This is a genomic window from Priestia sp. D51, from assembly GCF_053345675.1.
Genome location: NZ_JBLTIR010000001.1, coordinates 1,126,083 through 1,152,816 on the forward strand (window position 1 = coordinate 1,126,083; position 26,734 = coordinate 1,152,816).

At 35.3% G+C, this 26,734-nt stretch carries 25 protein-coding genes and 3 pseudogenes; 20 read left to right on the plus strand and 8 right to left on the minus strand.

Translation table 11 applies throughout. The annotated features are described in order from the left end of the window. The first annotated feature begins 20 nt into the window (after nucleotides 1–20). The 9 genes and pseudogenes from ACNHOZ_RS05945 to ACNHOZ_RS05985 all read left to right on the plus strand — a co-directional run bounded on the left by ACNHOZ_RS05945 (nucleotide 21) and on the right by ACNHOZ_RS05985 (nucleotide 7,244). Complete coding sequence (locus tag ACNHOZ_RS05945; protein WP_033580022.1) at nucleotides 21–716, plus strand: response regulator transcription factor; 696 nt, start codon at nucleotides 21–23, stop codon at nucleotides 714–716. A 261-nt stretch (nucleotides 717–977) separates the two neighbouring features. After that, nucleotides 978–1,661: a response regulator transcription factor gene (locus ACNHOZ_RS05950; protein ID WP_063247122.1), complete on the plus strand. Its 684-nt coding sequence runs from the start codon at nucleotides 978–980 to the stop codon at nucleotides 1,659–1,661. Beyond that, nucleotides 1,662–3,080 (plus strand): HAMP domain-containing sensor histidine kinase, encoded by a 1,419-nt coding sequence (locus ACNHOZ_RS05955; protein WP_221832208.1) that lies wholly within the window; start codon nucleotides 1,662–1,664, stop codon nucleotides 3,078–3,080. It begins immediately after the preceding gene. A gap of 140 nt (nucleotides 3,081–3,220) precedes the next feature. Beyond that, nucleotides 3,221–3,889 carry a phosphatase PAP2 family protein gene (locus ACNHOZ_RS05960; protein ID WP_221832211.1) on the plus strand — a complete coding sequence of 223 codons (669 nt, stop codon included), beginning with the start codon at nucleotides 3,221–3,223 and terminating at the stop codon, nucleotides 3,887–3,889. Nucleotides 3,890–4,380: 491 nt separating this feature from the next. Beyond that, nucleotides 4,381–4,535 (plus strand): annotated as a pseudogene (locus ACNHOZ_RS05965) (hypothetical protein). Between the two features lie 281 nt (nucleotides 4,536–4,816). Further along, nucleotides 4,817–5,146: a PadR family transcriptional regulator gene (locus ACNHOZ_RS05970; RefSeq protein ID WP_033580026.1), complete on the plus strand. Its 330-nt coding sequence runs from the start codon at nucleotides 4,817–4,819 to the stop codon at nucleotides 5,144–5,146. Continuing rightward, entirely contained in the window at nucleotides 5,133–5,696 is a 564-nt protein-coding gene (locus ACNHOZ_RS05975) for an HAAS signaling domain-containing protein (protein WP_140451133.1), read from the plus strand. Before ACNHOZ_RS05970 ends, ACNHOZ_RS05975 begins: the two co-directional genes overlap by 14 nt. Continuing rightward, the gene (locus ACNHOZ_RS05980) at nucleotides 5,686–6,549 is read left to right on the plus strand and encodes a DUF4097 family beta strand repeat-containing protein (protein WP_048019314.1); all 864 of its coding nucleotides are present in this window, start codon (nucleotides 5,686–5,688) and stop codon (nucleotides 6,547–6,549) included. Before ACNHOZ_RS05975 ends, ACNHOZ_RS05980 begins: the two co-directional genes overlap by 11 nt. 308 nt (nucleotides 6,550–6,857) lie before the next feature. Continuing rightward, on the plus strand, nucleotides 6,858–7,244 hold the full coding sequence (locus ACNHOZ_RS05985) for a hypothetical protein (RefSeq protein WP_221832213.1): 387 nt from the start codon (nucleotides 6,858–6,860) through the stop codon (nucleotides 7,242–7,244). A 131-nt stretch (nucleotides 7,245–7,375) separates the two neighbouring features. On the opposite strand, the gene ACNHOZ_RS05990 is transcribed toward ACNHOZ_RS05985, so the two are convergent. Beyond that, a complete protein-coding gene (locus ACNHOZ_RS05990; RefSeq protein ID WP_221832214.1) occupies nucleotides 7,376–8,488 on the minus strand; it encodes a type II asparaginase in 1,113 nt (370 codons plus the stop codon). Nucleotides 8,489–9,092: 604 nt separating this feature from the next. Here ACNHOZ_RS05990 and murQ point away from each other — a divergent pair. From murQ to ACNHOZ_RS06005, 3 genes and pseudogenes are all read left to right on the plus strand, one after another. After that, the gene (gene murQ, locus ACNHOZ_RS05995) at nucleotides 9,093–9,983 is read left to right on the plus strand and encodes an N-acetylmuramic acid 6-phosphate etherase (protein WP_028414879.1); all 891 of its coding nucleotides are present in this window, start codon (nucleotides 9,093–9,095) and stop codon (nucleotides 9,981–9,983) included. A gap of 32 nt (nucleotides 9,984–10,015) precedes the next feature. Continuing rightward, nucleotides 10,016–11,407 (plus strand): annotated as a pseudogene (locus tag ACNHOZ_RS06000) (PTS transporter subunit EIIC); the annotation flags it as partial. 120 nt (nucleotides 11,408–11,527) lie between these two features. Next, a pseudogene (locus ACNHOZ_RS06005) lies at nucleotides 11,528–11,968 on the plus strand (PTS sugar transporter subunit IIA); the annotation flags it as partial. Between the two features lie 111 nt (nucleotides 11,969–12,079). On the opposite strand, the gene bioC reads toward ACNHOZ_RS06005, so the two are convergent. The 3 genes from bioC to bioF are packed head-to-tail and all read right to left on the minus strand — an operon-like array spanning nucleotide 12,080 to nucleotide 14,815. After that, complete coding sequence (gene bioC / locus ACNHOZ_RS06010) at nucleotides 12,080–12,901, minus strand: malonyl-ACP O-methyltransferase BioC (protein ID WP_034267442.1); 822 nt, start codon at nucleotides 12,899–12,901, stop codon at nucleotides 12,080–12,082. Further along, nucleotides 12,894–13,640, minus strand: coding sequence for an alpha/beta fold hydrolase (locus ACNHOZ_RS06015; RefSeq protein WP_063247115.1), 747 nt, complete (start codon nucleotides 13,638–13,640; stop codon nucleotides 12,894–12,896). The genes bioC and ACNHOZ_RS06015 overlap by 8 nt, the downstream gene beginning before the upstream one ends. Further along, the gene (bioF, locus tag ACNHOZ_RS06020) at nucleotides 13,637–14,815 is read right to left on the minus strand and encodes an 8-amino-7-oxononanoate synthase (protein WP_221832218.1); all 1,179 of its coding nucleotides are present in this window, start codon (nucleotides 14,813–14,815) and stop codon (nucleotides 13,637–13,639) included. Before bioF ends, ACNHOZ_RS06015 begins: the two co-directional genes overlap by 4 nt. An 854-nt stretch (nucleotides 14,816–15,669) precedes the next feature. Between bioF and ACNHOZ_RS06025 the strand changes: the two genes are divergently transcribed. Further along, a complete protein-coding gene (locus ACNHOZ_RS06025) occupies nucleotides 15,670–16,590 on the plus strand; it encodes a CPBP family intramembrane glutamic endopeptidase (RefSeq protein ID WP_168761145.1) in 921 nt (306 codons plus the stop codon). A 43-nt stretch (nucleotides 16,591–16,633) separates the two neighbouring features. Continuing rightward, nucleotides 16,634–16,780, plus strand: a complete 147-nt coding sequence (locus ACNHOZ_RS06030) for a hypothetical protein (RefSeq protein WP_014458831.1) — start codon at nucleotides 16,634–16,636, stop codon at nucleotides 16,778–16,780. 53 nt (nucleotides 16,781–16,833) lie between these two features. On the opposite strand, the gene ACNHOZ_RS06035 is transcribed toward ACNHOZ_RS06030, so the two are convergent. Next, nucleotides 16,834–17,547 carry a hypothetical protein gene (locus tag ACNHOZ_RS06035; RefSeq protein WP_034267430.1) on the minus strand — a complete coding sequence of 238 codons (714 nt, stop codon included), beginning with the start codon at nucleotides 17,545–17,547 and terminating at the stop codon, nucleotides 16,834–16,836. 603 nt (nucleotides 17,548–18,150) lie between these two features. On the opposite strand from ACNHOZ_RS06035, the gene ACNHOZ_RS06040 reads away from it, so the two are divergent. Continuing rightward, the gene (locus ACNHOZ_RS06040) at nucleotides 18,151–18,534 is read left to right on the plus strand and encodes a hypothetical protein (protein WP_063247112.1); all 384 of its coding nucleotides are present in this window, start codon (nucleotides 18,151–18,153) and stop codon (nucleotides 18,532–18,534) included. Nucleotides 18,535–18,730: 196 nt separating this feature from the next. Further along, nucleotides 18,731–18,898 carry a hypothetical protein gene (locus tag ACNHOZ_RS06045; protein WP_168761144.1) on the plus strand — a complete coding sequence of 56 codons (168 nt, stop codon included), beginning with the start codon at nucleotides 18,731–18,733 and terminating at the stop codon, nucleotides 18,896–18,898. A gap of 402 nt (nucleotides 18,899–19,300) precedes the next feature. Here the strand turns inward: ACNHOZ_RS06045 and ACNHOZ_RS06050 are convergent, their stop codons facing one another. Next, nucleotides 19,301–19,492 carry a hypothetical protein gene (locus tag ACNHOZ_RS06050; RefSeq protein ID WP_028414873.1) on the minus strand — a complete coding sequence of 64 codons (192 nt, stop codon included), beginning with the start codon at nucleotides 19,490–19,492 and terminating at the stop codon, nucleotides 19,301–19,303. Between the two features lie 274 nt (nucleotides 19,493–19,766). On the opposite strand from ACNHOZ_RS06050, the gene ACNHOZ_RS06055 reads away from it, so the two are divergent. From ACNHOZ_RS06055 to ACNHOZ_RS06070, 4 genes are all read left to right on the plus strand, one after another. Further along, nucleotides 19,767–20,099, plus strand: a complete 333-nt coding sequence (locus tag ACNHOZ_RS06055; protein ID WP_048019322.1) for a hypothetical protein — start codon at nucleotides 19,767–19,769, stop codon at nucleotides 20,097–20,099. Nucleotides 20,100–20,174: 75 nt separating this feature from the next. After that, complete coding sequence (locus tag ACNHOZ_RS06060) at nucleotides 20,175–20,516, plus strand: hypothetical protein (protein WP_048019323.1); 342 nt, start codon at nucleotides 20,175–20,177, stop codon at nucleotides 20,514–20,516. Between the two features lie 222 nt (nucleotides 20,517–20,738). Beyond that, entirely contained in the window at nucleotides 20,739–21,248 is a 510-nt protein-coding gene (locus tag ACNHOZ_RS06065) for a GNAT family N-acetyltransferase (RefSeq protein ID WP_048019324.1), read from the plus strand. Between the two features lie 80 nt (nucleotides 21,249–21,328). Continuing rightward, the gene (locus ACNHOZ_RS06070) at nucleotides 21,329–22,531 is read left to right on the plus strand and encodes an iron-containing alcohol dehydrogenase (RefSeq protein ID WP_048019325.1); all 1,203 of its coding nucleotides are present in this window, start codon (nucleotides 21,329–21,331) and stop codon (nucleotides 22,529–22,531) included. Nucleotides 22,532–22,610: 79 nt separating this feature from the next. Here ACNHOZ_RS06070 and ACNHOZ_RS06075 read toward each other — a convergent pair whose 3' ends face one another. Both ACNHOZ_RS06075 and ACNHOZ_RS06080 read right to left on the minus strand, forming a co-directional pair. Beyond that, nucleotides 22,611–23,204 (minus strand): hypothetical protein, encoded by a 594-nt coding sequence (locus ACNHOZ_RS06075; RefSeq protein WP_048019326.1) that lies wholly within the window; start codon nucleotides 23,202–23,204, stop codon nucleotides 22,611–22,613. 184 nt (nucleotides 23,205–23,388) lie between these two features. Beyond that, entirely contained in the window at nucleotides 23,389–26,508 is a 3,120-nt protein-coding gene (locus ACNHOZ_RS06080) for an efflux RND transporter permease subunit (RefSeq protein WP_221832220.1), read from the minus strand. Nucleotides 26,509–26,734: the final 226 nt, after the last annotated feature.

Consider the following 26,734-nt stretch of genomic DNA (forward strand, 5'->3'; position numbering starts at 1 on the left):
TGAAAAGAGAGGTTAGTTAGATGAAAGAAAGTATTTTAATTGTGGAAGATGAAGTAGAAATAGGCAATATATTAAAAATGGAACTTGAACATGAAGGTTACCAAGTGAAAATTAAAAACAATGGAAGAGATGGTCTCGAAATGGCCTTATCAAATATGTTTGATTTAATTTTACTTGACATTATGCTACCGAAAATGAGTGGTATAGAGGTCTTGCGTAAAGTAAGAAAGAGAGAAAATTACGTGCCTATTATTCTTTTGACAGCTCGCAACTCAACTCTAGACAAAATACTGGGGTTAGATCATGGCGCAAACGATTATATAACTAAGCCATTTAAAACTGAAGAATTGCTGGCTCGGATACGTTCTTTACTACGTTATAAGCACCTTGTTATTAGGAATAAGGTAGAAAAAGACTCGTTATTATTAATTGAAGATATGGTTATAAATACTGAATCAAGAGAAGTAACTAGAGCTGGGCAAAAAATCAGCTTAACCCCTAAAGAGTATGATTTATTAATTTACTTAGTCATCCATAAAAATAAGACGGTTACTCGTGAAGGAATCTTACTAAATGTATGGGGATATGAATACGAAGGAGATACAAATATACTTGATGTTTATATAAGTTATTTGAGAAAGAAAATTGAAGAAGGATTTAGTCCCTCACTCATTGAGACTGTTCGAGGTATAGGATACACCATTAAAGAAAGTTAAAGAAACAAGGAAAGCAACTTTATATGATTCATTAAAGAAGATTAAGAAATAAATTCATTTATTCTTAATCTCTTTTTTATTCAAATCTAATTTTTATTTGATAAATTGAAGAAAAGCCTATAAAGAAGAAAGTCATAGAAAACTTATTTCATATTTCTTCTTATTATCTTTCAAAATGGAGGGATATAGTACTAGTACTCATATTCATTTGTAGAAGCAGTTTTTACGTTTTTAATTTTTAGACAAAGGAGAGTACTTTATATGCAAAAGGTACTAATTGTAGAGGATGAAGAAGGATTAGTAGAATTTTTAGAATTAGAACTAAAATATGAAGGATATTTAGTTGACGTAGCTTACGATGGTCGTACTGGTTTAGATAAAGCAACCAAGCAGAAGTACGATATTATATTATTGGATTTAATGATGCCTGGATTAAATGGAATTGAGGTATGCAGAAGACTAAGAACAACTAAGGATACTCCTGTTATTATGCTCACAGCTAAGGATAGTGTCATGGACAGGGTAATGGGGCTTGATAATGGAGCTGACGATTATTTGTCCAAACCATTTGCAATTGAAGAATTATTTGCAAGAATGCGAGTCATTTTTAGACGTCAAGAAAACAACAAGATGCTGGATCAGAAGCTACTATTAACATTTAAAGATATTGAACTTGATTTGGAATCAAGAACAGTGATAAAAGAAAAAAAACTAATTGAACTCACGAATAAAGAATTTGAACTCCTAGCCATTTTTATGCGTAACATTAACAAAGTATTAACGAGAGACATACTTTTAGAGCAAGTGTGGGGGTACGATTCAGTTGTTGAAACGAATGTTGTAGATGTATATGTTAGATATTTAAGAAACAAATTAAGTGTAGAGGATAAAGAGTTATATATTCAGACCATTAGAGGGGTTGGGTACGTGATGCGTGATGTTTAAATGAGAAAATGGATAAAGGGTATAAAAGATTTACCTATAAGATGGAAGATAACGTTATGGTCTTCCATGTTTTTATTCTTTCTTTTTCTCTCTTATAACCTCTTTCAATACATTGTGATTGATAACGGTATTTTAAATTATGAGAAGCAAAATGGTATTCATCAATTAAACGAGGTTCTCGCTTTTATTCAATCTGATGATGAACCTTTATCCTTAAAACAAATTGAAAACAGTGAAGGATACTTATCGAAAATTAATGAAAAGAATCAGTTGATTCGTGTTCTTGATAGGAAAGGGAACATTATAACCAGTACCTCAAACAATGTTTCACCAAACTGGCAGCAACCGAAGGCGGTGAAGCACAAAGAGTATAAAGTGATTCGAAACCACGATGAACGTCTACTCGTTCTTCGTTCTCCAATTGTCACCGACAACTTCACTGGAACGGTTGAAATTGTTAGAAATATGGAGATGTCTGATGCTTTTATGGACAAGATTTTTTTATTAATGCTTGCTGCAGGGATAGGCTCACTAATCTTTAGTATTCTAGGTGGAACCATTCTAGCAAAGAAAATACTATCCAACGTTCAAGCGTTAACATTAACGATGAAAAAAATAAAAACAAATGGCCTTGAAGAACGTGTTCCAGTTAATGAAAAAAACGATGAATTTGCTCAATTAGGCAGTTTATTTAATGAGTTGATGGATAGCCTTGAAGACTCCTTTTTACAGCAAAAACAGTTTGTAGAGGATGCTTCACATGAATTAAGAACTCCGTTAGCCATTATCCAAGGACATTTGACATTGTTAAATCGCTGGGGGAAAAATGATGCAGCAGTATTAGATAAATCCTTGAAATCCAGTCTGAAAGAAGTAGAGCGTTTAACGAATCTTGTGCAAGAATTATTGGACCTATCCCGAGCTGAAAATAGTCTGATAAATCCTGTAGATGTTGAACCTATTAACGTATTGGCCACTGTTCAACATGTTGTAAGGAATTTTGAAGTACTGTATGACAACTATGAGTTTAAAATAAGACACTCACATGAAAATCTGTACGTGAATATTTCTTCTCGCCATCTAGAACAAATATTAATCATTTTGTTAGATAATGCAGTCAAATATTCTAAGAAGGAAGAGAAAGAGGTAGTTATAGACTGTTCTCTCATCAATGAAAAGGTATCCCTTAAAGTAATGGATAAAGGAATTGGAATTCCAGAAGAGGATATACCTTATATTTTAAATAGATTTTACCGAGTGGATAAGGCAAGGAGCAGAAAACAAGGAGGACTTGGCTTAGGACTGGCTATAGCCAAACGATGGATTGAAAAGTACCACGGTACGATTAACATTGAGAGTAAAGAGGGCGAAGGAACAAATGTAACGGCTGTATTGCCTCTGTTTACTAACTCTCTATAAATGTGCATATCAAACAAGCTCTGTATTTTTAATACTCCTAACTTCAAATGCAAAGAAGCATCAAAATCTAGAAGTAAAAAGACTTTATCACATTTCATCAAAAGTAGCTTGATAAAGCACAGAAAGTAGAGGTGTCTAGTATGAAGTTGAAGTTTCAATTTACAATTGCTTTTATGTTAAGCTTGTTGTCCCTTATTTGTTTTAGTGGGATGGCTCTTTTAATTAATGGATCAAAAATTGTCGCATTTGATCGGTCTATTATATCGCTAATTCAAGGGTTCGAAACTCCTGGGCTAACGACTATTATGAAATGCTTTACTTTTATTGGCTCTACGCCATCTGTTGCAGTGATTTCTCTCTTTAGTTTGTTTTTTCTCTATAAGGTATTAAAACATCGAACGGAGCTTATTTTATTTATCGCGATTATTGTAGGTTCTCCAATCCTCAATGAGCTGCTAAAACTATTTTTTCATCGTGCACGTCCTGATTTCCATCGATTAATCGAAATCAATGGTTATAGCTTTCCAAGTGGGCATGCTATGAGTGCTTTTGCTGTTTACGGCGTCCTTTCATTTTTGCTCTGGCGTCATATTTCTACTCGCTGGGGACGTACACTTTTAATCGTTATTAGCACTACAATGATTCTAGCAATAGGTATTAGTCGTATTTACTTAGGCGTGCATTATCCTAGCGACGTTATTGGAGGCTATTTTGCTAGCGGCTGCTGGCTAGCTATTGCTATTTGGTTCTATCAGCGCTATCAGGAGAAGAAGATTGAGCAAAGAAGATCTACTCAAAATAAAGAATGAATACGATGATATATCAACGCGAAAATAACCATATAGGTAAGGATGCAAGTGACTGGCTTCATAATTAAATGTGGATTATCAAAAGTACTGATATGAACAGCCAGCATTGATTTATGGACGTTTTTTCAGTAGGGGGAATAAAAAACGAATTTATAAGAACTGCATTTTTTATAAAGATGATACACCACCTAGGAAATGAAATTTTTGATAGCATTCTACTTAAAACAGTCATAAAATTGACTGTTTTTATTATTAGAAAATGTAAAATAACGGTTACTTTTTTCTTGAACTTATTACAAAAAAATCAAATGAAATTGATCCATTTCTATCGATTGTGGCAGAAACTGTTAAATTTTATCTTAAAAAGTGATATTCTTACAGTAATTCAATCAATATACTTTCAAAGCTATTTGCGGATTGAATTTTTACAGTATAAAAAATATTGAGAGTCATGATTACTGTATTACTCTGAGACTAAGGATGAGCAATGTATGAACAAACTTATAATACCAGCCATACTCGTTATATTCGCTTTGTGGATCTTATTACAATTAGCTTTAGACGGGAATATCTTTAAAAACCCGCTAAATTATTTTATCTTAATTACGGTTTTTTTTTATTTATCAAGCAAGCAAAAGAAAAATAGCCTAGAATGTTCGCTGCTGAGTAGTCTATAGTTATAGGCTGTTTTTTCTTTTGGCCGCGTTAAAAATAATTTCATATATAAGCTAATTAGAAAAAGAAGGTTGAACCTTGCTTTATAAAAAATACCTTATGAATATAAAATGGTTAAAATTTTAAAAAATATTAAACAGTACCTTGCAATAAACAATAGCTGGTGATATATTGTAATTATTAGGAAGTTATTATAAAACAGTACTATACAATAAACAGTAGTGGACTGTGAAAAGAAAAGGGTGAAGAACAGTGAACGTGCAATTTAAAAAAGGGGTTTTAGAGCTATGTGTCCTTGTGTTACTTGATAAGAAAGACCGCTATGGATATGAATTAGTTCAAAAAATCTCCGATCAAATTGAAATATCAGAAGGGTCGGTATATCCTCTTCTGCGCCGATTAACAAAAGAAGAATATTTTACAACGTATTTAAAGGAATCTACAGAAGGTCCTTCAAGGAAATATTATCAGCTTACCGATAAAGGCAGGGAGTATTTATACGAACTTATCGATGAATGGAATGAGTTTTCAAGAGGTGTTAATCAATTAATTAAAGAAGGTGTGAACAATGTCGAAGAGTAAATTTTTACAGCAATTAAATGAATCATTAAAACCATTATCCTCAAAAGAACGAGCGGATATTTTACAAGATTATGAAGAACATTTTTCCATTGGCTTAGAAGAAGGAAAAACGGAAGAAGAAATTGTAGCGTCGCTAGGATCCCCGAATCAAATAGCCAAAGAATTGCTGGCAGATTATCACGTTGAGCAAGCAACAGCTAAGGCAACAACTCAAAATATTTTGAGAGCCACTTGGGCCGTAATTGGTTTAGCTTTTTTTAATGTAGTAATTGTTCTTGGTCCGGCCGTTGCATTAGCTGGCTTTATTTTATCAGCTTGGGCCATAGGTCTATGTTTCTTGCTATCACCTATTCTAGTTCTCGGTGAGGCTATTGTACATTCAAGCGGCTTTTTTCTCTTTAATTTATTTATGTCGTTAGCATTTTGCGGAATTGGATATTTTATTATGCTAGGTATGTTTGTTGTAACGAAGCTAGCTATAAAAGGCTTTGTACGTTATCTGAAATACAATGTATCACTGGTGAAAGGCGGTTTAAAACGTGCTGAATAAAAAGAAACTCTCCGTTCTTGCAGGCATTCTCATCCTTGTTGGGATTATAGGAGGCCTCCTTACTTATCGTGCTATTGATCCTGAACCTATTTCAAAAGAAAAAGTTATTAACAGCAATCAAGTATCCAAGGTAAACATTGATACGGATAATACTCGTGTTCACGTGTATCCTATCAAAGGTGATAATATCAAAGTAACATTAAAAGGCGAAACATCTCCTAATATAAAAAGAGACTTCACTACTGACGTTAAAAATTCAACGCTTTTTATCTCCTATAATGAACAGCAGCGCAGCTGGGTCAATTTTGACATTGTTAGTGTATTAAAACCGCTATCCATCAACGTTTATCTGCCTGAAAAACAGTATAATTCATTGGGGATTTCCAGTAACAACGGATATGTGTCTGTTAAAAAATTACGCGCAGCAGATGTTTCTGTCCGTGCAAACAATGGACGTGTAGAATTAGAGGACATTGATTCACAAAACCTGACCACCAGCGTACACAATGGACTTACGAGCATAAAAAATGCTGCAGCCAAAACAGTTCAAGCAAAAGGAAATAACGGAAAAATAACGCTGAGTAACGTGGAAGGTAGTTTAGAAGGTGAAACCCATAACGGAAGTATCACTCTTGAAACAGAAGAACTTGATCGAGATATTGACTTTAAAACGCACAATGGAAAAGTTGAGATTACAACGGAAAAAGAACCAAGTAACGTTCAATTTAACGTTTCTGTCGATAATGGAAAAGTCGATATCTTGAATAAATATGATAGGGACGCTGTTATTGGAAAAGGAAAGAATATTATTAAACTAGCCACTCATAACGGCAGTATTTCTGTAACAAAGTAGCCTGTTAGCTCTACGCACAAAGCTCATCTGCAAAAAAGCAGAGGCACAGCTAGCAGCAGATAATCAAAAAAAGGTTTCACTCATTGAACGTTGATGAGTGGAACCTTTTTTAATTTAGTTTATGGTGAAGTAAAGTAATAATGGCAGCTAAAAATGAGCCGTATACAAATCTCTCTTGGTTCTTGTAATTTGAGCATGGAAGGTCTAGAAAAAATATATCTTCTTTTATACTAAAAAAGGAATATTTCTTTAAATGAAACGATACTATTTTCTGATACAACCTATTCCTGCGAAAGGAGCAAAAGTAAATGAAACGAAATGTTGTGTATGGCTTATTACTAACAGTGTCTTTAGTATTTGCGCTTTTTTTAATTGTTGATTGGTGTCAGTATGAAACTGGGTTAGAACACGCTATTAAACCTGCTGATCAAAACTATGAAAACAGCGAAAACTATATTTCTGATAAACGTATGATAGATGTAATTGTAAAGCTAACGGAAGAAAGTCCTGCAACATTTGGAACGAGATTAAAAAGTGCACAAAGAATAGACGAGAAACGTGTCCATGTGAATACCAATAAGCTAGAGGGAACTATTGAATTAAAAGATATAGAAGGTAAGACCTTGGTATGGCGTGTGCTAGATAACACATCCAATCATTTAATTATAGAAAGCAAGAACTGGGGAAATGAATAAGGGATCTGCTGATGTTTTTTCTTATGAAAACAGGCTGAGACAAAAGTATGCTAGTGGTGTCTCGGCCTGTTTATACTTTTGTTACCGATTGTTCTTAAAACACCAAAATGGAGGAGAAAAGATATTTTTGATTAATACTCATTAAAATATTCTTGAATCTTTTTAGGCTCCTTTGTTTTCGTTAAAGCAAGCATTAAAAGAATACGGGCTTTTTGTGGATTTAATGAATCCGATGTAACAAACGTATCTTTATTATCTGATTCTTCATGTGTCACAACCCCGCTTCCTACGCGGCTTGATCTAACGATAACTACGCCTTTTTTTACCGCATCTCTAGCACCTGTTAGAGCAGCATCCGATAGCAGCCCATTTCCTGCTCCTGCGACGACTATTCCTTTAGCTCCAGCTTTGACGGCTGTGTCATAAAAGTTTCTAGAGTCGTTTTGATACCCATATATGATGTCTACTCGAGGAAGCTTATCTAATTTTGATACATCGAATAGTGATTGCGTTGTATGCTTACGAGTTGCTTTATTATAAAATAATACCTGATCTCCAGCTATTTCTCCTACATATCCCTGTTCAGGAGATTTAAACGTATCCACTGCCGTTGTATGTGTTTTCGTTATATAACGAGCTGCACCAATTCGATCGTTTAGCGCTACTAAAACACCGGTATTTCGTGCTTCTTTTGTAGAAGCAATTTTCACCGCATTATACAAGTTTAGCGGTCCATCTGCACTTATAGCGGTAGCTGGTCTCATTGAACCAACCACAACCACAGGTTTGTCACTTTTTACTACTAAATTTAGAAAATAAGCCGTTTCCTCCATCGTATCAGATCCGTGTGTCACGACAACTCCATCAATATCCTTAGACGCTAATAGTGTATTAATTCGTTTGGCTAACTTCAACAAAATGCTGTTATTTATATTTTGACTTCCGATATTTACAACTTGTTCTCCGCTTACATTCGCTAGTTTTTTTAACTCAGGAACAGCTTTAATGATTGTTTTAATGTCAAGAGCTCCTGATTCATATCCAGTTGTGTCTGTGCTGCTTTCAGAAGAACCTGCAATCGTACCTCCAGTGGCCAAAATCTTTATATTGGGCAATTCTTCTTTCACTGAATGTTTTACAGTCATTTTAGAATCATTTACTGATGCATTGACAAATGATAAAGATCCCGAAAATAAGATAACGCTTGATAAAAAGGTGATGCTTACTATTCTTTTCAGTTTCATCGTTACGTAGCTCCTTTTACGCCAAAGACATGTAACGGTATTATTAGTAATTTGAGTTTGAAATATCCAATCATTTGTCCGCACGAAGAATAAATAGATAAACGCATTATTTTTATGAGATCCTTGTTGCTTTTTCTCTTAACAATTTTCTAATCTCCTCACATAAGTGAACTTGGGAATCTAAAATCTTTATTTCGTTTATATCTTCCATTTGTTTAGACATGAGTTGGGTTCCTTTATAACATTTTAAGGAACTATTCTGTTCTAAAAAATGGAAATCATTTCGCTTTTTTACCCATTTAACATAAGGTAGTCTCTATATAGGGATGAAAATAATGATTTTAATAGGAACGTTTATAAAAAAAATCCTTGCTGCCGCAGGTAAGGAGTCATTATTGATATAAGACATGCTTGACATTTATACGGTGAGAGTTGTCTTATTTACTAAAATTCAGGTATATAATGCTTGTTCAAAGTCACATATTACTATAGTATTTGAAATTAAATTTTAAGATTTTAAAATAATTGTTGAAATTTAATTTCAAAGACGTTATTCTGTACTTGAGAACGATTTCAAACAAAAACAAAGATAGGATGATAAGTAATGCTTGAACATTTAACTACTGAGACTCGTAATGAAAAAACAATGAATCTAGATGAAATGTCCATTTTTGATTTTCTTACAACCATGAATGAAGAAGATGAAAAAGTTGCGAGTGCGATAAAAAAAGAACTTCCTTCTATTGCAAAAGCTGTAGAAGCTATTATAGAAGCTAAGAAACAAGGGGGGCGCCTTATTTATATAGGTGCAGGAACCAGTGGCCGCATCGGCTTGCTTGATGCTGTTGAGTGTCCGCCTACATTTGGTACAAACCCAGATGAAGTAATAGGCTTAATTGCCGGCGGAGAAAAAGCTTTTATCAAAGCAGTAGAAGGAGCAGAAGATAGTAAAGAGTTAGGCATGGAAGACTTACAAAACATTCGACTTACTAAGGTAGACATTGTTGTAGGGATTGCAGCAAGCGGTCGTACACCTTATGTCATTGGAGCATTAGAATATGCTAACTCAATTGAAGCTCAAACAATAGCAGTTAGCTGTAATAAGGGCTCTGATATTGGAAAAGTAGCAAACATTGCAATTGAAGTAGTAAATGGTCCTGAAGTATTAACAGGTTCTACTCGCTTGAAAGCCGGAACAGCACAAAAATTGGTTTGTAACATGCTTTCGACAGCTTCTATGGTAGGTATCGGAAAAGTGTATGGAAATCTAATGGTAGACGTTCAGCTGACGAATGAAAAGCTCGTAGAACGCGCAAAACGAATTGTGATGGAAGCAACTTCATGTACGTATGATACGGCAGAAGAGTACTTAGCAAAAGCAAATTGTAATTCTAAGCTTGCTATAGTCATGATTTTAACAGGACTTTCATATGAGGAATCTTTACATCGTTTAGAACAAACACAAGGGTTTATCCGTCAAGCAATCGTGAATTAAGTAGCGAAACTATAAGGGAGATGGGAACAACTATGAGTAAACATCATCAAACAGCTAAAGAACTGCTTCAAGCTCTTGGAGGCAGTTCTAATATAGCGAATTATACACACTGTATGACAAGACTCCGTGTCACCCCAGTGAATCATAATAGAATCGATGAAGCGAGTATAAAACAAGTGAAAGGAGTGGTAGGGGTTGTCGATGATGATACGTATCAAATTATTCTAGGACCAGGAGTAGTTACGAAAGTTGCTGAACAATTTGGTATTGTACTTCAAGAAGATCCTGCAGCTCCTTCATCTGAAGATTTGACGTCAAAAGGTGCAGATATGAAGTCTGAGCTAAAAAAGAAAAACAATACGCCATTCAAAAATTTTTTGCGAAAAGTTGGGAGCATTTTCATACCTTTAATCCCAGCATTCGTAGGTGCAGGTTTAATAGCTGGTATTGCCTCTATTTTAGCCAATAGCATAACTGCAGGAGATCTTGATAAAGATACTTGGCAACAATACGTTACGATCCTTAATGTGATCAAAAATGCAATCTTCAGCTATTTAGTTATTTATGTAGGTATTAACGCAGCAAAAGAGTTTGGAGCTACTCCAGCCCTAGGTGGAGTTATCGGAGGTATCACCCTTTTAACGGGAGTTACAGAAGAATTTCCTATTATGAATATCTTTACCGATCAGCCTCTAACGCCTGGGCAAGGCGGGGTTATCGGAGTTTTGATTGCTGTATGGTTACTTTCATTTTTAGAAAAATTCTTACGTCGATTTATTCCTGATGCAATCGATATTATTGTTACACCTACAATTGCTCTTCTGATTGTCGGATTGTTAACGATTTTCTTTATTATGCCTTTTGCAGGTCTAATTTCTAGTAATTTAATTGGCGGAATAGATTGGACACTTGAACGTGGAGGGGTTTTTGCAGGTTTTGTACTAGGAGTGGCATTTTTACCATTGGTGATGCTAGGTCTGCATCAAGTATTAATCCCTATTCATATTGAAATGATTAACACAGCTGGTATGACCATCTTGCTTCCGATTCTTGCAATGTCTGGTGCTGGACAAGTAGGTGCAACTTTAGCACTTTGGGTTCGTTGCCGTAAAAATAAATCACTTGTTACCATTATTAAAGGGGCTCTTCCTGTCGGAATATTAGGTATTGGAGAACCACTTATTTATGGAGTTATTCTTCCATTAGGACGCCCATTCATTACGGCTTGTATCGGTGGAGGAATTGGAGGAGCTGTAATTGGAATGTTCGGAAACGTTGGTTCCATTGCTATCGGCCCATCTGGCCTAGCTTTAATTCCATTAATTGCTCATGGTTTATGGCTGAAATATATCATCGGCTTACTTGCAGGATATGCTGGAGGATTCATCTGCACATATTTATTTGGCATACCAAAAGAGGCTATTACAGAAGGCTCTAATAACAAAGAAGTACCTGAAGCGAAGACAAAAGCTGAAGTTGCTGCAACAGGTGAGAAAAAAGAAATGAACGATACAACTTTAGGAAGCGCATTCAAACTTCCGTTTGATGGATATATTGTGCCTCTAGAAGAAGTCCCTGATGCCGTTTTTTCTTCAAGGATGATGGGAGACGGTTTTGCCATCGAACCAACTAATAATACGCTTATTTCTCCTATCAATGGGGAGGTTGTTAGCATCTTTCCTACAAAACATGCCATAGGTCTAAAAACAGATCAAGGTTTAGAGTTATTAATTCACATAGGGTTAGAAACAGTGAACTTGAATGGGAAAGGGTTTACATGTCTAATTAAAGAGGGAGAAAAGGTTACACAAGGAACCCCGCTTTTAAAAATAGACCTAAACTACATTAAAGAAAATGCTAAATCACTTGTTACACCAATCATTTTTACAAATTTATCTGAACATAATCAAATACAGTTATTAAACACAGGGTACAATGAGCAAGGTATAACAAATGTTATTGAGTTAGTTTCTAAAAAACAGTAAGTTAATTAAATCTAATTGATTATTTAAGGGTACTTTTCTAAATAGAAGAGTACCCTTTTTTACTGGCGGCAAGTCATAACTTCTAGAGAGTAGCCAGGGCTGGATTGGCTATTAGTTCGTTTTTGTAATATTAAACATTAAGCAATGATAGGTTACTTTTACGCCATTTTCGTCACGATGATTATTTTCGTATAGGTTGATTAATTCACGAAAAAAGGAAGGGCGCTGACAGTAGCTTTCCTCGTTACTGTTACTTGCTCCAATCTTTTTTATTGATGTGAAAAATGCCTTAACCGTCGGAAAGTATTGAACCTCTAGCTCCTCCGTTTTTGATAGTTTAAATGGATGCTCTCTCAATGGAACTAATGCTTGTTCACAAATTTGAGACAACTCTTCAAGAGAAAAAAACGATTGGCCAGGTGAACTGTTACTGAAAAGACCAAGCTTTTGTTTCACATGGCTGTAGCATGAATGAAGCTCTTGAAACGTACGGTTACCAAAGGTTGAAAATAGCAGGCTGCCTGTAGGCTTAAGTTGTTTATACAATTTTTTAATTGTCGTATGAAGACTATTAAACCACTGAAATGTTGCATTAGAAATAATAAGGTCATAATGTCTTTCTATACTTAGTTCCTCGATATCTCCGCATATGAAAGAAATTCGATCTTCCCTTACTTTTTCCTTTGCTAACTCAATCATTCCTGATGACAAATCAACTGCTGTAATAGCAGCCTTAGGGAATTTTTCGCACAATAATTGTGTTAAATAACCCGTGCCGCAGCCAATTTCAAGAATAGCTATTTCCTCGTTAAAGAAATTGGTGGAAAGCTGATCTATTAATTGGTTTGCCATGCTTTTTTGTACATCGGCATAAGCATCATAAGTTTTAGCATGATTATTGAACCTTTTCTTTAAAAGTTGCTTATTAATCATAAATGAGCTCCTTTTCGAGAAATTTTTCTATAAGTTGTGTACAGTGCTGAGGCTTTGTAAAAAAAGGAATATGGCCAGCTTTTTCTAGGATACACAGCTGCGCTTTTCCACCAATTCTTTCAGCTATGAAAGAAGATGACTCAGGTAAACATATTTGATCATCTTTTCCATGGATCAACAAACAAGGAGTTTGAATTTGATTGAGTTGCATTCTAACATCTTTTTGGAGTAAATAATCCAGCCCTGTAAGGAGGGAGTACATACTGTCTCCTTGATAATCACGCTGAACAACTTCTATAAATTGATGATGAAATTCTTCTTCTTTTTCAGATTTAGTGAACATAGCGTTATAAAATGAAGTAAGGGTTTCTTCTTTATTACGCTGTAGTTGTTTTTTCATACGTTCAACAATGCGTTGCTCCCATCCAAATGTATTATGCATGCCGTTTGTAAAGCGACTAGTTCCGCTAATTAATATGAGTCCTTCTATCTTGTTAGGGTATAAATTTGCAAGTTCAAGCGTTACAAGAGAACCTAATGACCAACCCATTAAATAAACAGTGCCTGGAGTAGAAATAAGCAATTGGATTGCTCGTTCTCTAAAGTTACTTAGTTCTTTTACACCTCTCCAGTCTGTACACAAAACGTTACATATAGTAGACAATGATTTTATGATTGGTTGAAACGCTGCTTTTTCCATTCCCCATCCGGGAAATATTATAATAGTGGATGGTTTCATTGAATCACACTCATTTCTTTTCCAATTAGAGAAATTCTCTTTATGGCCCAATCTAAATCTTCTCGCGTATGATCTGCTGTTACAGTAAAACGAATTCTTGCTTTATTTTCAGGAACAGTAGGAGGCCTAACTGCAATAGCAGCAATTTCTTCTTTCTGTAAACGCTCTGCAAACTGCATTGTTCTTTTGTTTTCTCCCGTTAAAATTGGAATGATCTGAGATTGACTATTACATGTGTTAAATCCTTCGTATGTAAGTGCCTTCCTAAAAAATAGTGCATGTTTATGAAGAAGTGCGCGGCGCTCTGTGTCTTGTTGCACCTTTTCAATTGCAGCCGTTATTGCACCGAGTATAGCAGGGGGAAGAGCAGTTGAATAAATGAGTCCTCGCATTCTATTTTTCAAATAATCTATGAGCCACTGTTTTCCCGTAACATAAGCTCCAAATGACCCTAGCGCTTTACTAAACGTTCCCATTTGAATATCAATTTTATCTTGCAGATTAAGAAAATGTGCGTATCCTTCACCATTTTTTCCGTATACACCGCTTGCATGAGCCTCATCAACCATTAGTAGGGCGTTATATTGCTCTTTTAATTTAACAAGCTCCTTGAGCTTGGCGAAATCGCCATCCATGCTGAAAACAGTATCTGTTACAACTAACTTCCGTGACTCTAAGGGAACTTTTTTTAATAAATTTTCTAGGTGGTTCATATCGTTATGGCGATAGCGTTGAAGTTTTGCACGGCTCAGTAGGGCCCCGTCAATGATACTTGCATGATTTAACTTATCGCTGAAGATGAAGCCATTACGCGGAACCAAGGCTGAGATGATTCCTAGGTTTGCATTATAACCACTATTGATAATAAGTCCTGCCTCAGCTTTTTTCCAATTAACAAGGGCTCTTTCTGCTTTCTCGTAAAGGAAGTGATTTCCTACTATTAAGCGTGAAGCTGTTGCTCCTACTCCATACGTCATCACAGCATCACTCATTGTTTTCTTCAGTCCACTATCTCCTGCATAGCCTAAATAGTTATTAGAGGCAAGGTTTAACATTTTACGTCCATTGACTGTAAGCCATGGTTGTTCAGTAAATTCTGTAGTAACAAGGTGCCTTTTTTGAAAAATCTCATCTAAATAGGCAAGTTCTCTCTTAATATCTTCTTCCCAATACAATACACTCTCACCACCGACAATAAAATTAGTTAACTTTAATTTTTAAAAAGTTAACATATATATCTAATCACTCCTTTAGAAGAGTGTCAAGATGAGAGAGGTTATAAAAACTCTTGAATAAAAGAAGCAAACTCCTAACGGTAGGGAGTTTGCTTTTTTTGTTCTTTAAATATTCCTGTTTAATAACAAACGTCTTTTCCAACATGTTTTGGATTTATTTACACGCATCATATTAATCTAGCAATTTTATTTGCTTTACTAAACACTTCATATTGATTATCCTCATTTTCTTAGTTATAATGTAATTGTTACATTTGTAATAATAATGTAATATAATTGTAACTTATATACATTTTTGCGGTGTTAGACAGAATGGTAGCTAATTTTAAAAAATGAAAAGCTATTTATGGATAAGCCCTTAGCGATTGTGGAAGCAGCCGCGAGGGGAAAACTTTAGATAAAAAGGTGAGGACAATGTTGAAAAAAATATTTATTTTAGTTGTTCTAGGATATATATTCTTGAGTAGCAAGTATTTTCTTCAAAATTATGTGTATGCGGGCACGTATGAGCAGGATATAAAGGTTAACGATGACTTAGTGTCGAGTCTTCTTTTAGAAGAAGCTGTTTTTTGACGGCTTTTAAGGTGCTAAATTTTATATAAAGAGGTAATGGGTAGAGTTGTAATTTCTTAATGTTGTCAGTCTCTTCCCTTATCTTCACAGGTAAAAAGTAGGCGGTAGTTAACATAATTGCAGGACTTCGGGTCCTAATAGATTTTTACATTGCCTAGACAACAACGAAGTAGAGAAGAACGATGTAGTTGAGAAGAGAAGGCTGAGGGAGTAAGAATAAAATGAAAAACTATTTAAATGTAGAAGAAGGAAAAAATAGCTGGAAGCGTTATGTAAGTACAACAGTCCTTGCTTCTGTGTTTATGCTGTTAGGATCCATTATTTATATTATTGCTGAAATGATAATGGTTGCAGCTGATGAAAGTGGAAAATCATATGTTGATTTTGATACCGGATTAGCTGTAGGAATCAATGCTAATCTTGATTTTCTGTTGTCTCATATTATGTACATATGCTGGATTTTTGGTTTATGGATCGGGATTCGTTTTATTCACAAACGAAAAATGAAATCACTAATCACTGCTAACAAACGTGTGAACTGGAAGAAAGTAATATGGTCTTTTGGAGCTTTTAGTCTGTTACTAATCGTTTCACAATTAATTGATGTCGTGTTTAACCACTCGGATTATTCATGGAATCATGTAAGTTTAAAAGAGTATGCCCTGTTAGTACTGATCACGCTTTTATTAGTACCTATTCAAACAACAACCGAGGAGCTGTTTTTTAGAGGTCTTCTTCTTCAATGGGTGGGTAAGAAAGTGAAGCGTCCAATTTTACTTGCGATTATTGTGGGACTAATGTTTTCAATAGGTCATTTTGCTAATCCCGAAATGAATAAATCCATTATATTGGTGGGACTAGATTATATTGTAGCTGGTTTTGCTCTTACATATATCGCGGTTAAAACAAAAAGCTTAGAAATTACCATTGGCGCACACGCAGCCAACAACATGTTTCTCGCTCTGTTCCTTACAACGGATGATTCTGTTTTCGGGTCTATACCGAGTTTGTTTAAGGTAGCTAACACTGAGCCAGGAGCTAACCTTATTTGGTCGATTGTTATGTTTAGTGTTTTCTATATCTTATGTAGAGGGAAGATAAAAAAGGAAGAAGCAGCTGACAAAGATCAGCTTATTACTTAAATTGGCAGAACCAATACCTAAACAGGATAGGAGATGTAACAGAGTGAGTGGAAATCACGATGAAAATAAACCATTGACTCGTGCAGAAATGAAGCGGGGCCACTTAGCTACTCAACATCGTATTTTAAATGTGCTTATCGTTCTTGCATCGATTGCTGCAGTATATCTAGTAATAAAAACCATACTTTAAAAGAGCAGCCTTAAAGGCTGCTCTTTTTATTTTGTATAAACACGCGCACGCAGCTACCAATTGAAAAAAGCTTTTAACGAAATCATTGTAGCCGCGTAGACAAGAGATGAGATTAAAAAGGTTGGCAAATGCGCATGTTTTTCAAAAGGGAGCTCTTTACTGATGACGTTAAATAACATTGCACCTGAACTAAAAGCAATCATCGACTCAATAAGCAGTCCTGATGAGGGACCGAAAACGCCCAGAATGGACCCAAGAAAAGTTGCTCCGGCAAGCATATAGCGACCTCTATTTTTGTGTAAGCGCGGATGTTTTTTTCCTAGATGGTAAGACCACCCGATAAAATGAAGGCTGATAGCCAGTCCGTAGAATACTGATTCAACTCGCTTAACATCGGTTGAAAACACGACATAAGAAATGATAAAAGAATAAATCATAAAAAAACTAGCCTGTACCATATAAACGGTCAGTTCCGTTAGGTGAGTGGCTGCTTTTGTTTGAGCAAATGAATACACTGAAAAATAGACGAGTAAGCCGAGAAGACCAAGAAAATATAGTTCAGTATCAAGGGCTAGCGATCCTCCAAACTCTTCTTGTTTCTTATGAAGCGTCGGTAAGATATAAATAAATACATAAGCAATAGCTACACCGCCTGATAATGAGAGCAGCTTTTGCTCCCCGATTGGAGAACGTTCGACAATCGTTAATGCGTATAGTTGAATGAGGATAAAAACAATACCTATGATAATTGATTCAATTGTAACCATGATGGTCTCCTTTTAAGGTTCACTTTTAGGGTTTAATTCCCTTTAATAGAAGAAGAGAAACCATGATTTAGATGGAAACATTGCTGAATTATAGGTAGATGTTCGAAAACGTCAGACTTTTAAGAATGGTGTTAGTTTATAGTATATACATATTTTACTTACTTATTATTAGCTAGAGAAAGGGTATTTATTATAAAGGAAAGCTGTTGAGTTCGCGGGTGAAGGCATATTCATTCTGTATTTTGGTATAGCTAGAACGTTTAAATGGCGGCCCTGAAGGTTTCCTTTAAGAGAACACTTTCCTATTCCTTTTATTTATTGTGTTAATTAAGATACAAAGATATAAAATATAGAAAAAATGTTATTATATAGATATTGTTCTGAAAATAAAATGATGTATGGGGGATATCAGCTAATATGTTTTTTGTCATTATAGGATTTATAGCCGTCTTTATCACTTTATGTTCGTTAGAAGCTAAGCTAAGAACGATAGTGAAACAAAATGATAGATTAATTAAATTACTTGAAAAAAAGAACAGATACTAACAAAAAATCACCTAATAGGATATTGGGGTGCTTTTTTATCGTGTAGGAGGATTTAAATTGAAAAGGAAGTTTTTGTTTTTAGGACTTATATCTATTTTTTTATTAGTATTGGGTAGCTGTGGTACCAAAGAAGAAAGTGTGCGTTTCGAAGGTGAAGGAGATCATTGGAAAGCTTTATATCTTTTAAATAAAGGAGAGAATACTGAAAATGGGCAAGGCAGTATCATCTATAAAGGAAAAGACAAGGAGAAAGTAGGAAAAGTTTCTTATGTTGTTGAAGGGGAAACAAGCAAATTATCAGGTACAGATGACGAGACAGAAGGGAAAATTAATTTAAATGGAAGCTGCAGCGGGTGTTCGACTCAAAGCAGCAACGCTCCTTATCACGTGACAATAAAATGGAATGGGAAAGAAGATAAATTTGATTTAACATCAAAGTAGAACGATAAAACGTTGTATGTATATGAAACTAAAAATCTGGCCACGTTAATAACATATTTTTCCTATTCTGATCAAGTTAAAAATCCTTTGCCTACATCAGGGAAGGATTTTTTTAAAAAATTTTGCATTTATTGGTTGTTAATCTGAATAAAGGGGAATTACATCTATTAAGAGCATACAAAGGGGATAAATAGTAGTGACAAATTATAGGTACTATACGGGATCCCTGTTCGTCAGGGAATTAGAACGTTTAAAAGAAGAATATATTCAACTTGATCTCGATGATATGAAAAGAATGGTTGAAGAAGATATTTTACTGTTGGAAAAAGCGGTTAATATGTTGTCTGTGAATACCATTTCTTAAGTTAAGCAACTTACTCAAGAAGCAATAAAGCATTATTTAATGACTACTGTTCATTCAATTTTAAAAAATGCTACCTCTTGTAACTGGGAAGAGGTGGTCTTTTTCAATTTCTAGACTGGATAGGGCATATGAAACAAAAAAAAGCGTTTGAAAGAAGTTTTATAACATTTCCTAGTTTCTAACAAATGTTGCCCAAACAAAAAAAGGACATTTCTTTTATGCCCTGTTCCCTCATATCAGCCCCGCCTACGCTAAATACTATGACAGCCACTCATGCCATCCAACCTATACTTAGTATAAACGAAAACGTTTACAAAGTAAAGATATTAATTAAATATTCTGTCTATTTTTTATATTAAACGTATCTATTTCGAATAATATCAAATATAATAGATGAAATTTTTAATGTCTAGAGATTAGCTCACTCATTAATCTGTTTAAAGCAATGTGTAATATATCATGTTCTGTATACTCTTGTTCAAAGGCTAGACTTCTTTTTTCTTTTTTCCTCAACAGCTTTCTAATTTCCTCACATAAGTAAAGTTGAGAATCCAAAAGCTTTATTTCTTTTCTATCTTTTGTTTGTTTAGACATGAAATCAACTCCTTTATGATTCTTTAAGGAACTATTCTACCTTAAAAAGTAAAAATCCTTCTTCTATTACATCGGATTAACATAATGGGGTTTATTAGAAGGACCAACCTTAGATTAGAGAAAAATTGATCCTGTTTTTTGAGAAACAATGTGTCAACAATGCTACAAAAGGATTCTTTTTCTATTTAAATATCTTCTAAGGTGCAAATCCTTAAAAGTTAACTTCCTTTAATTATAATTAATGGTAAAATAATCAATATAAAAGGAGGTTATCATGTATTCACCACAGAAAGCCTTATTGGCCAGTTCTCTTTATTTTGTATTCATTATTTTCTCTTTCATAATTAGTTTCTTTATTGGAAGAATACTTATTATAAAATCTCATAGATCAGTAGGAGAAGTTCAGGCAATTTCTCTTTTTATTCATTTTGTTTTGTTCGGAACGGATTTTAGATATTGGTGGTGGGGACACGCTATGTCTATTCTTAACATCTTTGAGTTTTTAGCAACTACGTTTATAAGCGTTCTTCTCTTTATAATTAGCGAATGTATTCTTTATTCCTGGTTGAAAAAGCTCTATAAGACGAATGTACAAAAAGGTGCTTAAATCTAAAACAACAGAAATCTTAATGCAATAAGATCTATCTCATTGTAAAAATGTCATTGAAAGAAGGGCAATAAGTTGAAAAAAGCCGTGACGACTGTTTCAGCAATTCTACTAATAGGAGCAGCGATTTTTTATTTTGTTACATTCTTTTCCTATATCCCATCTGATAAGTTTTTCGGTTTCCCTGTCCCTAAAAATGCAAAGTTAGTAAAAGGAAAAAAACGTGCAGCTATATATGATTGGTCTAAAGCTTCTGAAGAAAACGGCATCCCGTCAGGATATAAATTAGTGATTAAATCAAAAGGGTGGAAGGAAAGGGATCGAGAATGGGCCTCGACTTATTATGAAAAAGGAAATAAGATAATTGATTTAATAGCTCAAACCGATGAATTAACCTTAATTAAAGACAAAGATTAACTATACGTAAAATGTAAGAGAGGGTTTTTTTATTGATTTTAGAAGTATATACAAAAATGTTCTATTTAAACAGATTAATGGCTTCATTCAATTATGCACCTACTTATTTTAATTTGGCTGTTGTATATCGTAAGTAGAAATACACATTTACCTTTGTCAGCGATATTTATGGAATGAATTGTAATTTGTGGTTAACTCTTTTTAAAAGGAGAAGATAAATCAATGAGTACAAAAAGAATATATCTTACACCATTTGAAACTACTCACATTCAATACTTACATAAATGGTTAAATGATGAACGGGCAATACGAGTGATAGGCAGAACACCTTTAACTTATGAAGAGGTGGTACAAGAAGTAGAAAAGAAAAGAATGAACAACGATTTAATTTTAGGAATTGAAAACGATAAAAAAGAATTAGTTGGATGGGTATTTCTGAAGGATATAGACCATGGACATGGAAGAGCTAGTATAGGAATTCTCCTATCTTCAGAATCTAGAGGTCACGGATATGGTCGAATGGCTATGGAGCAAATGATTGATTTAGGGTTTAAACAGCTTCGTCTAAATAAAATCTATTTAACCACAAGAGGAATAAACGAACAGGCCATTGCATTGTATGAAAAAATTGGTTTTGTTACCGAAGGAAAATTAAGAAACCATGCCTATGTGGATGGGAAATACGTAGATACATATTTTATGGGTATATTAGCTTCAGAGTGGAATAAGTAAGCTTACCGGCCATGATGAAATTTTAAAAACTAGTACTTCTTAAGGTATGTATTTGATTTTAGACAACGGGAGGGATATAAATGAAATCTTATAACTATTTTTGTTCTACTCAAATTGAGGTAGGAATGGGCAAAGCTAGAGAATTACCAGAAATGCTGACATCTTTAAATATTGGTTCATCAATTTTAGTCGTGAGTGACCCTGGTGTGGTTCGTGCAGGATTAGTTTCACCAATTGTAACTGCCCTGGAGGCAGCTGGTTATCGAGTGCTGGTATTTGATTCAATTGAACAAAACCCTCGAGATACGAATTGCTTGGAAGGTGCTAAGTTATTTCGTGACTTTAGTGCGGATGCAGTTGTTGCCATTGGTGGCGGGAGTGCGATGGATACAGGAAAAGCTATTGCGCTGTGCGGCCCAAACGTCGGGGAACCATCTGACTATGCAGACGGCCGACTTCTGTATTCAAACATTGCACCAGTTATTTGTATTCCAACTACTTCAGGTACGGGCTCAGAGGTTACTCGTTCTGCCGTTATTACCGAGGCATCTACACATCGGAAAATGACGCTCAAACATAGTACATTAAGACCTGTCTTGGCGATTCTTGATCCTGAACTAACATTAAGTCTTCCGCCTTCTGTTACGGCTGCGACTGGCATTGATGCCCTCGTTCATGCGATTGAAGGTTATACGTGTAAAGTAACAAATCCTATTTCACAAGCGCTTGGAGCTCAAGCAATGAGAACGATTGTTTCGGCATTACCTATCGTTTTCCGAGATGGTAAAAATGAAGCGGCTCGTCAAGATATGCTGGAAGGAAGTCTCTTAGCTGGCTTGTGTTTCGGATCTGCAGATGTTGCTTCGGTACACTGCTTAGCAGAAGCGCTTGGAGGACTTTATGATACCCCGCATGGAGTTGCTAACGCAGTATTTTTACCATATGTATTAAAATTTAATTCTATGGAGAATAAGCAGCTGCATGCTACATTAGCAAGGTATATGAATTTTGCCAAAGATTCAGATTCAGATGAAACAGCTGTTGAAAAATTAATTCAAGGAATTATAGAATTAACAGAATCATTAAACATTCCTAAATTAAAAGAGCTAGAGGGTGTAAAGAAAGAAGACTTTCCGAGCATTGTAAAGTTGGCTATGCAAAACAACTCAACGCCAAGTAACGTCCGCTTAATTACCGAGGCTGATTATATGCAAATTCTTGAACAAGCTTACTTTGACCGTGTAGATAAAAAACGGCATTCTGAAGTAGAGAGCTTGAATTAAAGAATGAAAATTAAAAACCGGCCCCAATTGTCAGACAGTGTCTAACGATTGGAGGCCAGTTTTTAAGTAGGATCTATTTTTAATAAGAAGATACGTAATACCAGTTCTTATGTACTTTTTCTATCTGTTTAAAATCTCCGTCAAAATCGCTTTTTGAAGGCTTATGATCGTTTGGATCATAAACAAATCCTGAGAAATTGTCTAGCATCCCGCGGTACGTAAAGAAAAGAATGGATGTCGACTTTCCTTTTGTTTCTACTTCAATGTCGCCTCCGCCTTTAGACAATTGGGTATACTCTTTTGGCAATTGAATAAGTGATGGACTATCGGGGACGTTAGGTTTAATCACGCCATTTTCTATTTTAGCCGCAGCTTCTTCTCTCTTCTCTTGATGGATTTTAAAGTTCAAATCCAAGTTGACTTGAGTAAAGGGAAAGAAGAACCATAATGCGATAGTGATGAGCTGAATAACAACGGGCTGCCACTTTCTATTTTTAAAAAGGTGAATCAATGCCCATACAGTTATGATGATAAAGAAGGCATAGACAAATAACCAAACAGGCAACATTAAAAATTCCGTTATTATATCAACGAGATCCCACTGGAATAACGATACTGAAATAACTAACAAACTACTAATTAACGATAAAACCAACAATCGACTACGTTTCACACATTTTCCCCTTTCTGAAATTATTCTTTTTTAGTCTTAATTATATATTAAAATCCTTATAAAGACGTATGTATCATAATGTAATTTTTCGATAGAAATAAAAGCAGACCTTTCTTGTTTCCTCTTCTATTTTGAAGACAAATAAAGGAACATACAAATTCACTGTATGTTCCTTCGCTTATTTTTATATTTGTTGAGTGACTTTATTCGAATTAACGTCTTTGTTTACCTGCTTTTTATGGAGCCATTGATAAATGATTGGAATCACTAGGAAGCTATTACAAGTAGATGTAATCATTCCTCCAATTACTACAATTCCTAACGTTTGAGAAATTACCGTATCTGCTTGATGCGAAAAGGCAAGTGGCAACAGCGTTAAGATTGTTGTAGCAGCCGTGATTAAAATTGGGCGAACTCGAGAGAGACTGCCAGAAATAACGGCTTGTTGTATATCCATTCCACTTTTACGGTTGCGTTCAATTTTATCAATCAACACAATCCCATTAGTTACAACGATTCCTGTAAGCATCAGCACCCCGATCAATGCAGCCAAGTTCCATTCGCCTCCAAAAATTACAAGAGCTATCACAACGCCACTTAATGCAAGCGGGATACTTAGCAAGACAGAGAAAGGCGCTCTCCAGCCTTTAAACAGTGTTGATGTGATTAACAACACGAATAAAATAGAAAAGGCAACGGCAACGGACATGTCAAAAATCATGCTTTTTACTTGTTCTGTTATACCTCCCATCGAATAGGTTACACCATTTGAAAGGTTCATACCTTGAAGTTTTTTATCCACTTGTTTAGATACTTTGCTGATATCATTAGATGTAATTTGAGCTGTTACTAAAGAAAACGGTTGTCCATTTCTTTCACTAATAGTAGAAGACGTCGGGTCTTTTGTAATCGATGCTAGCTCATTAAGTTTAACAATTTTTCCGCCTTTGCCCGAGAACGTTTCATTTCCAAGAGACTTCATCACATCTTCTGGACTCGTATTCATTTGAACATTGAGCTGATCAGAAGACGTTTGATCTGCATATACATCAACGGGAAGACTCATATGATTTACTACGAGAGTTGCGTCTTTTGTCTGTGTCATATATCGATTAATCACGGTCATTATGTCAGAAAGCTGAACTCCTTTTTGAATAATAGCCTGCTGGTTAAACGTAATTTTGTATTTTGGTTGGCCGTTTGTTAGATCAATTTTTCCGTCTACACTTAAGCCATCTATTGTAGATAATTCTTTTCGTGCTTTTTCAGCTGTTCTGTCTAAGGTAGCCTGGTCGGAGCCGGCAAACATGATCTTCATTTGCGAATCATCACCAGAAATATTTTGGCTCGTTACGGTATAAGCTACATTTTTCGAAAGCTTAGGAAGAGTAGAAGCTAACTGCGTAATCACTGTATCTATTTCTTTCTCATTCTGTAGTACTACTGAAAGATTGGCTACATTTGGTTTTTGTAAAAAACCACCGCCTTGATCGAACACGTCATCACTTTGCGGCGTACTGGTTGCACCAAACGTCGATGAATAAGACTTTACTTTGCTATTTTTTTGTAGATTTTGTTCCACTTTTTGAACCTCAGCATCGACTTGTTGTAGAGTGCTTCCTTGAGGCAATTCTACTTTAATTGCAACTTGACCTGTTTTGGCACTTGGCAAAAATGAAACAGGAAGGAAAGCGGAATAAGAAGCTGCAAAAATAAAAAGTAAAGCCGAAATGAGCACGACGAGTTTCTTATGCTTTAGTGCCGATGCCAAAACGGGCTTCATCATAGGTTCAAGAGAAACAGCTTTCTGCTTTGATGGTGCTCCTTTCCACCCCATAAAGGCAAGTGTAGGAATCACCAGCATGGCAACAAAAAATGAAATGATTAACGCAATCACAACGGACCAAGCAAACCCGCTATAAGAGGCGCTTACAATTCCTCCTACAAAAGCTATTGGAATATAAACAGCGATAGTGGTAAGTGTTGAACCAAGAATAGCTGGAATCATTTCATGAACAGAAGCACTTAAAAGTGGCAGCAGCGCTTTATTTTGAGACTTTTCTCTCCTGCGATACATATTATCAATGATAACGATTGAATCATCTACAATACGTCCCATGGCAACAATTAGTCCTGAAACGGTTAAGATATTAAGCGTAATGCCCATTGTTTTTAAAATAGCAGCTGTTGCTAACAATGAAATGGGCAGCGAAATGGCTATAAGCAGCGTAGATCGCACGTTTCGGAAAAAGAAAAATACGCAAACCATGGAGAATAAACATCCGAGTAAGCCTTCTCGAATTAACCCATTTAACGAATCGTTTAATTCTTTTTCACGATCCAACTGCGGTGTTAATGACACAGATCCATCTTTAACAAGCTGCAGTCCATGTACCCGTTCTTTTACATGTTTCGCTACGTCTGTAATATTGGCAGATGGCGTTTTAATGACATTTAATTGAACGCTTGGTTTACCATCTATTCTAGCAACTGTTTTTACATCATTTAACGCATGTGAAATGCTTGCAACTGCTGAAAGAGGGATGGAATTACCGTCTGCATTTTTAATTTTAATGTTTTTCATTTGCTGTTCATTTAACGTCCATCCCTCAAAGGTAACGGGAATCGATAGCTGATTTTGCAGTACAATCCCTTTAGGTAATGATGGAACGGATAGAGATAGTGCTTTATTCAAGTCATCCATCGTTAAATTATTTTTCGCTAAATCCTTCATTCCTACTGTCAAAACATATCCATCTTTTGCCCCGCCAAATGTGGAGACGTCAGATACTCCAGGCACTGTTTTTAATTGTTGGACGATATCTTGTTGAACGGTTGATTTCAATTGGTTTTCATCCAGCTTATCACTCGTTAAGTTATACGTAAGTATAGGAAAAGAACTGGTTGTAACTCTTGTAACAAGAGGCGTTGATGTAATGGTTGGCGGTATATCAGCGTTAGCCAAAGCTTTATTTACATCGCTTTCTGCTTGCTTCATATCCGTATTCATTGGGAAATAGAGACTCATAAATAAGCCGCCATCATATGAGCTCGTTTCAATATCTTGTAATCCGTCTGTCGTTCTTGCAGCACTTTCTAATTTGTCTGTAACCAATTGTTTTACTTGTTCAGCTTGATACATAGGTAGACGCATGCTTACAGTAAGTGTTGTATTATTGATGCCTGGAAGATAATCTCGTTGCATTTGAAAAGCTGAAATACCACCCCAAGCTAAAATAATCACGACACATACAATCATTAAGATAGCTCTTTGCATAGTTCCTTCTACGAGTTTTTTGAGCATATATTTACTCCTCCTGCTTTATTATCTTTGTACAGAAAAATTTCCTAAAGCCTGTCTTATCAGATGTTTCCACTCATTTATTCCATTGTGCGAATACTCTAGAAGGTTAAAAAGGCTTATGAAGACTCTAGATCGTACTAATCCTTTAATAGATTCATGCATACCTATGTTTTCCTTTCTGTTACATAAATTTGTTATCAACTCCTTAACCTATTGATTAGAAAAA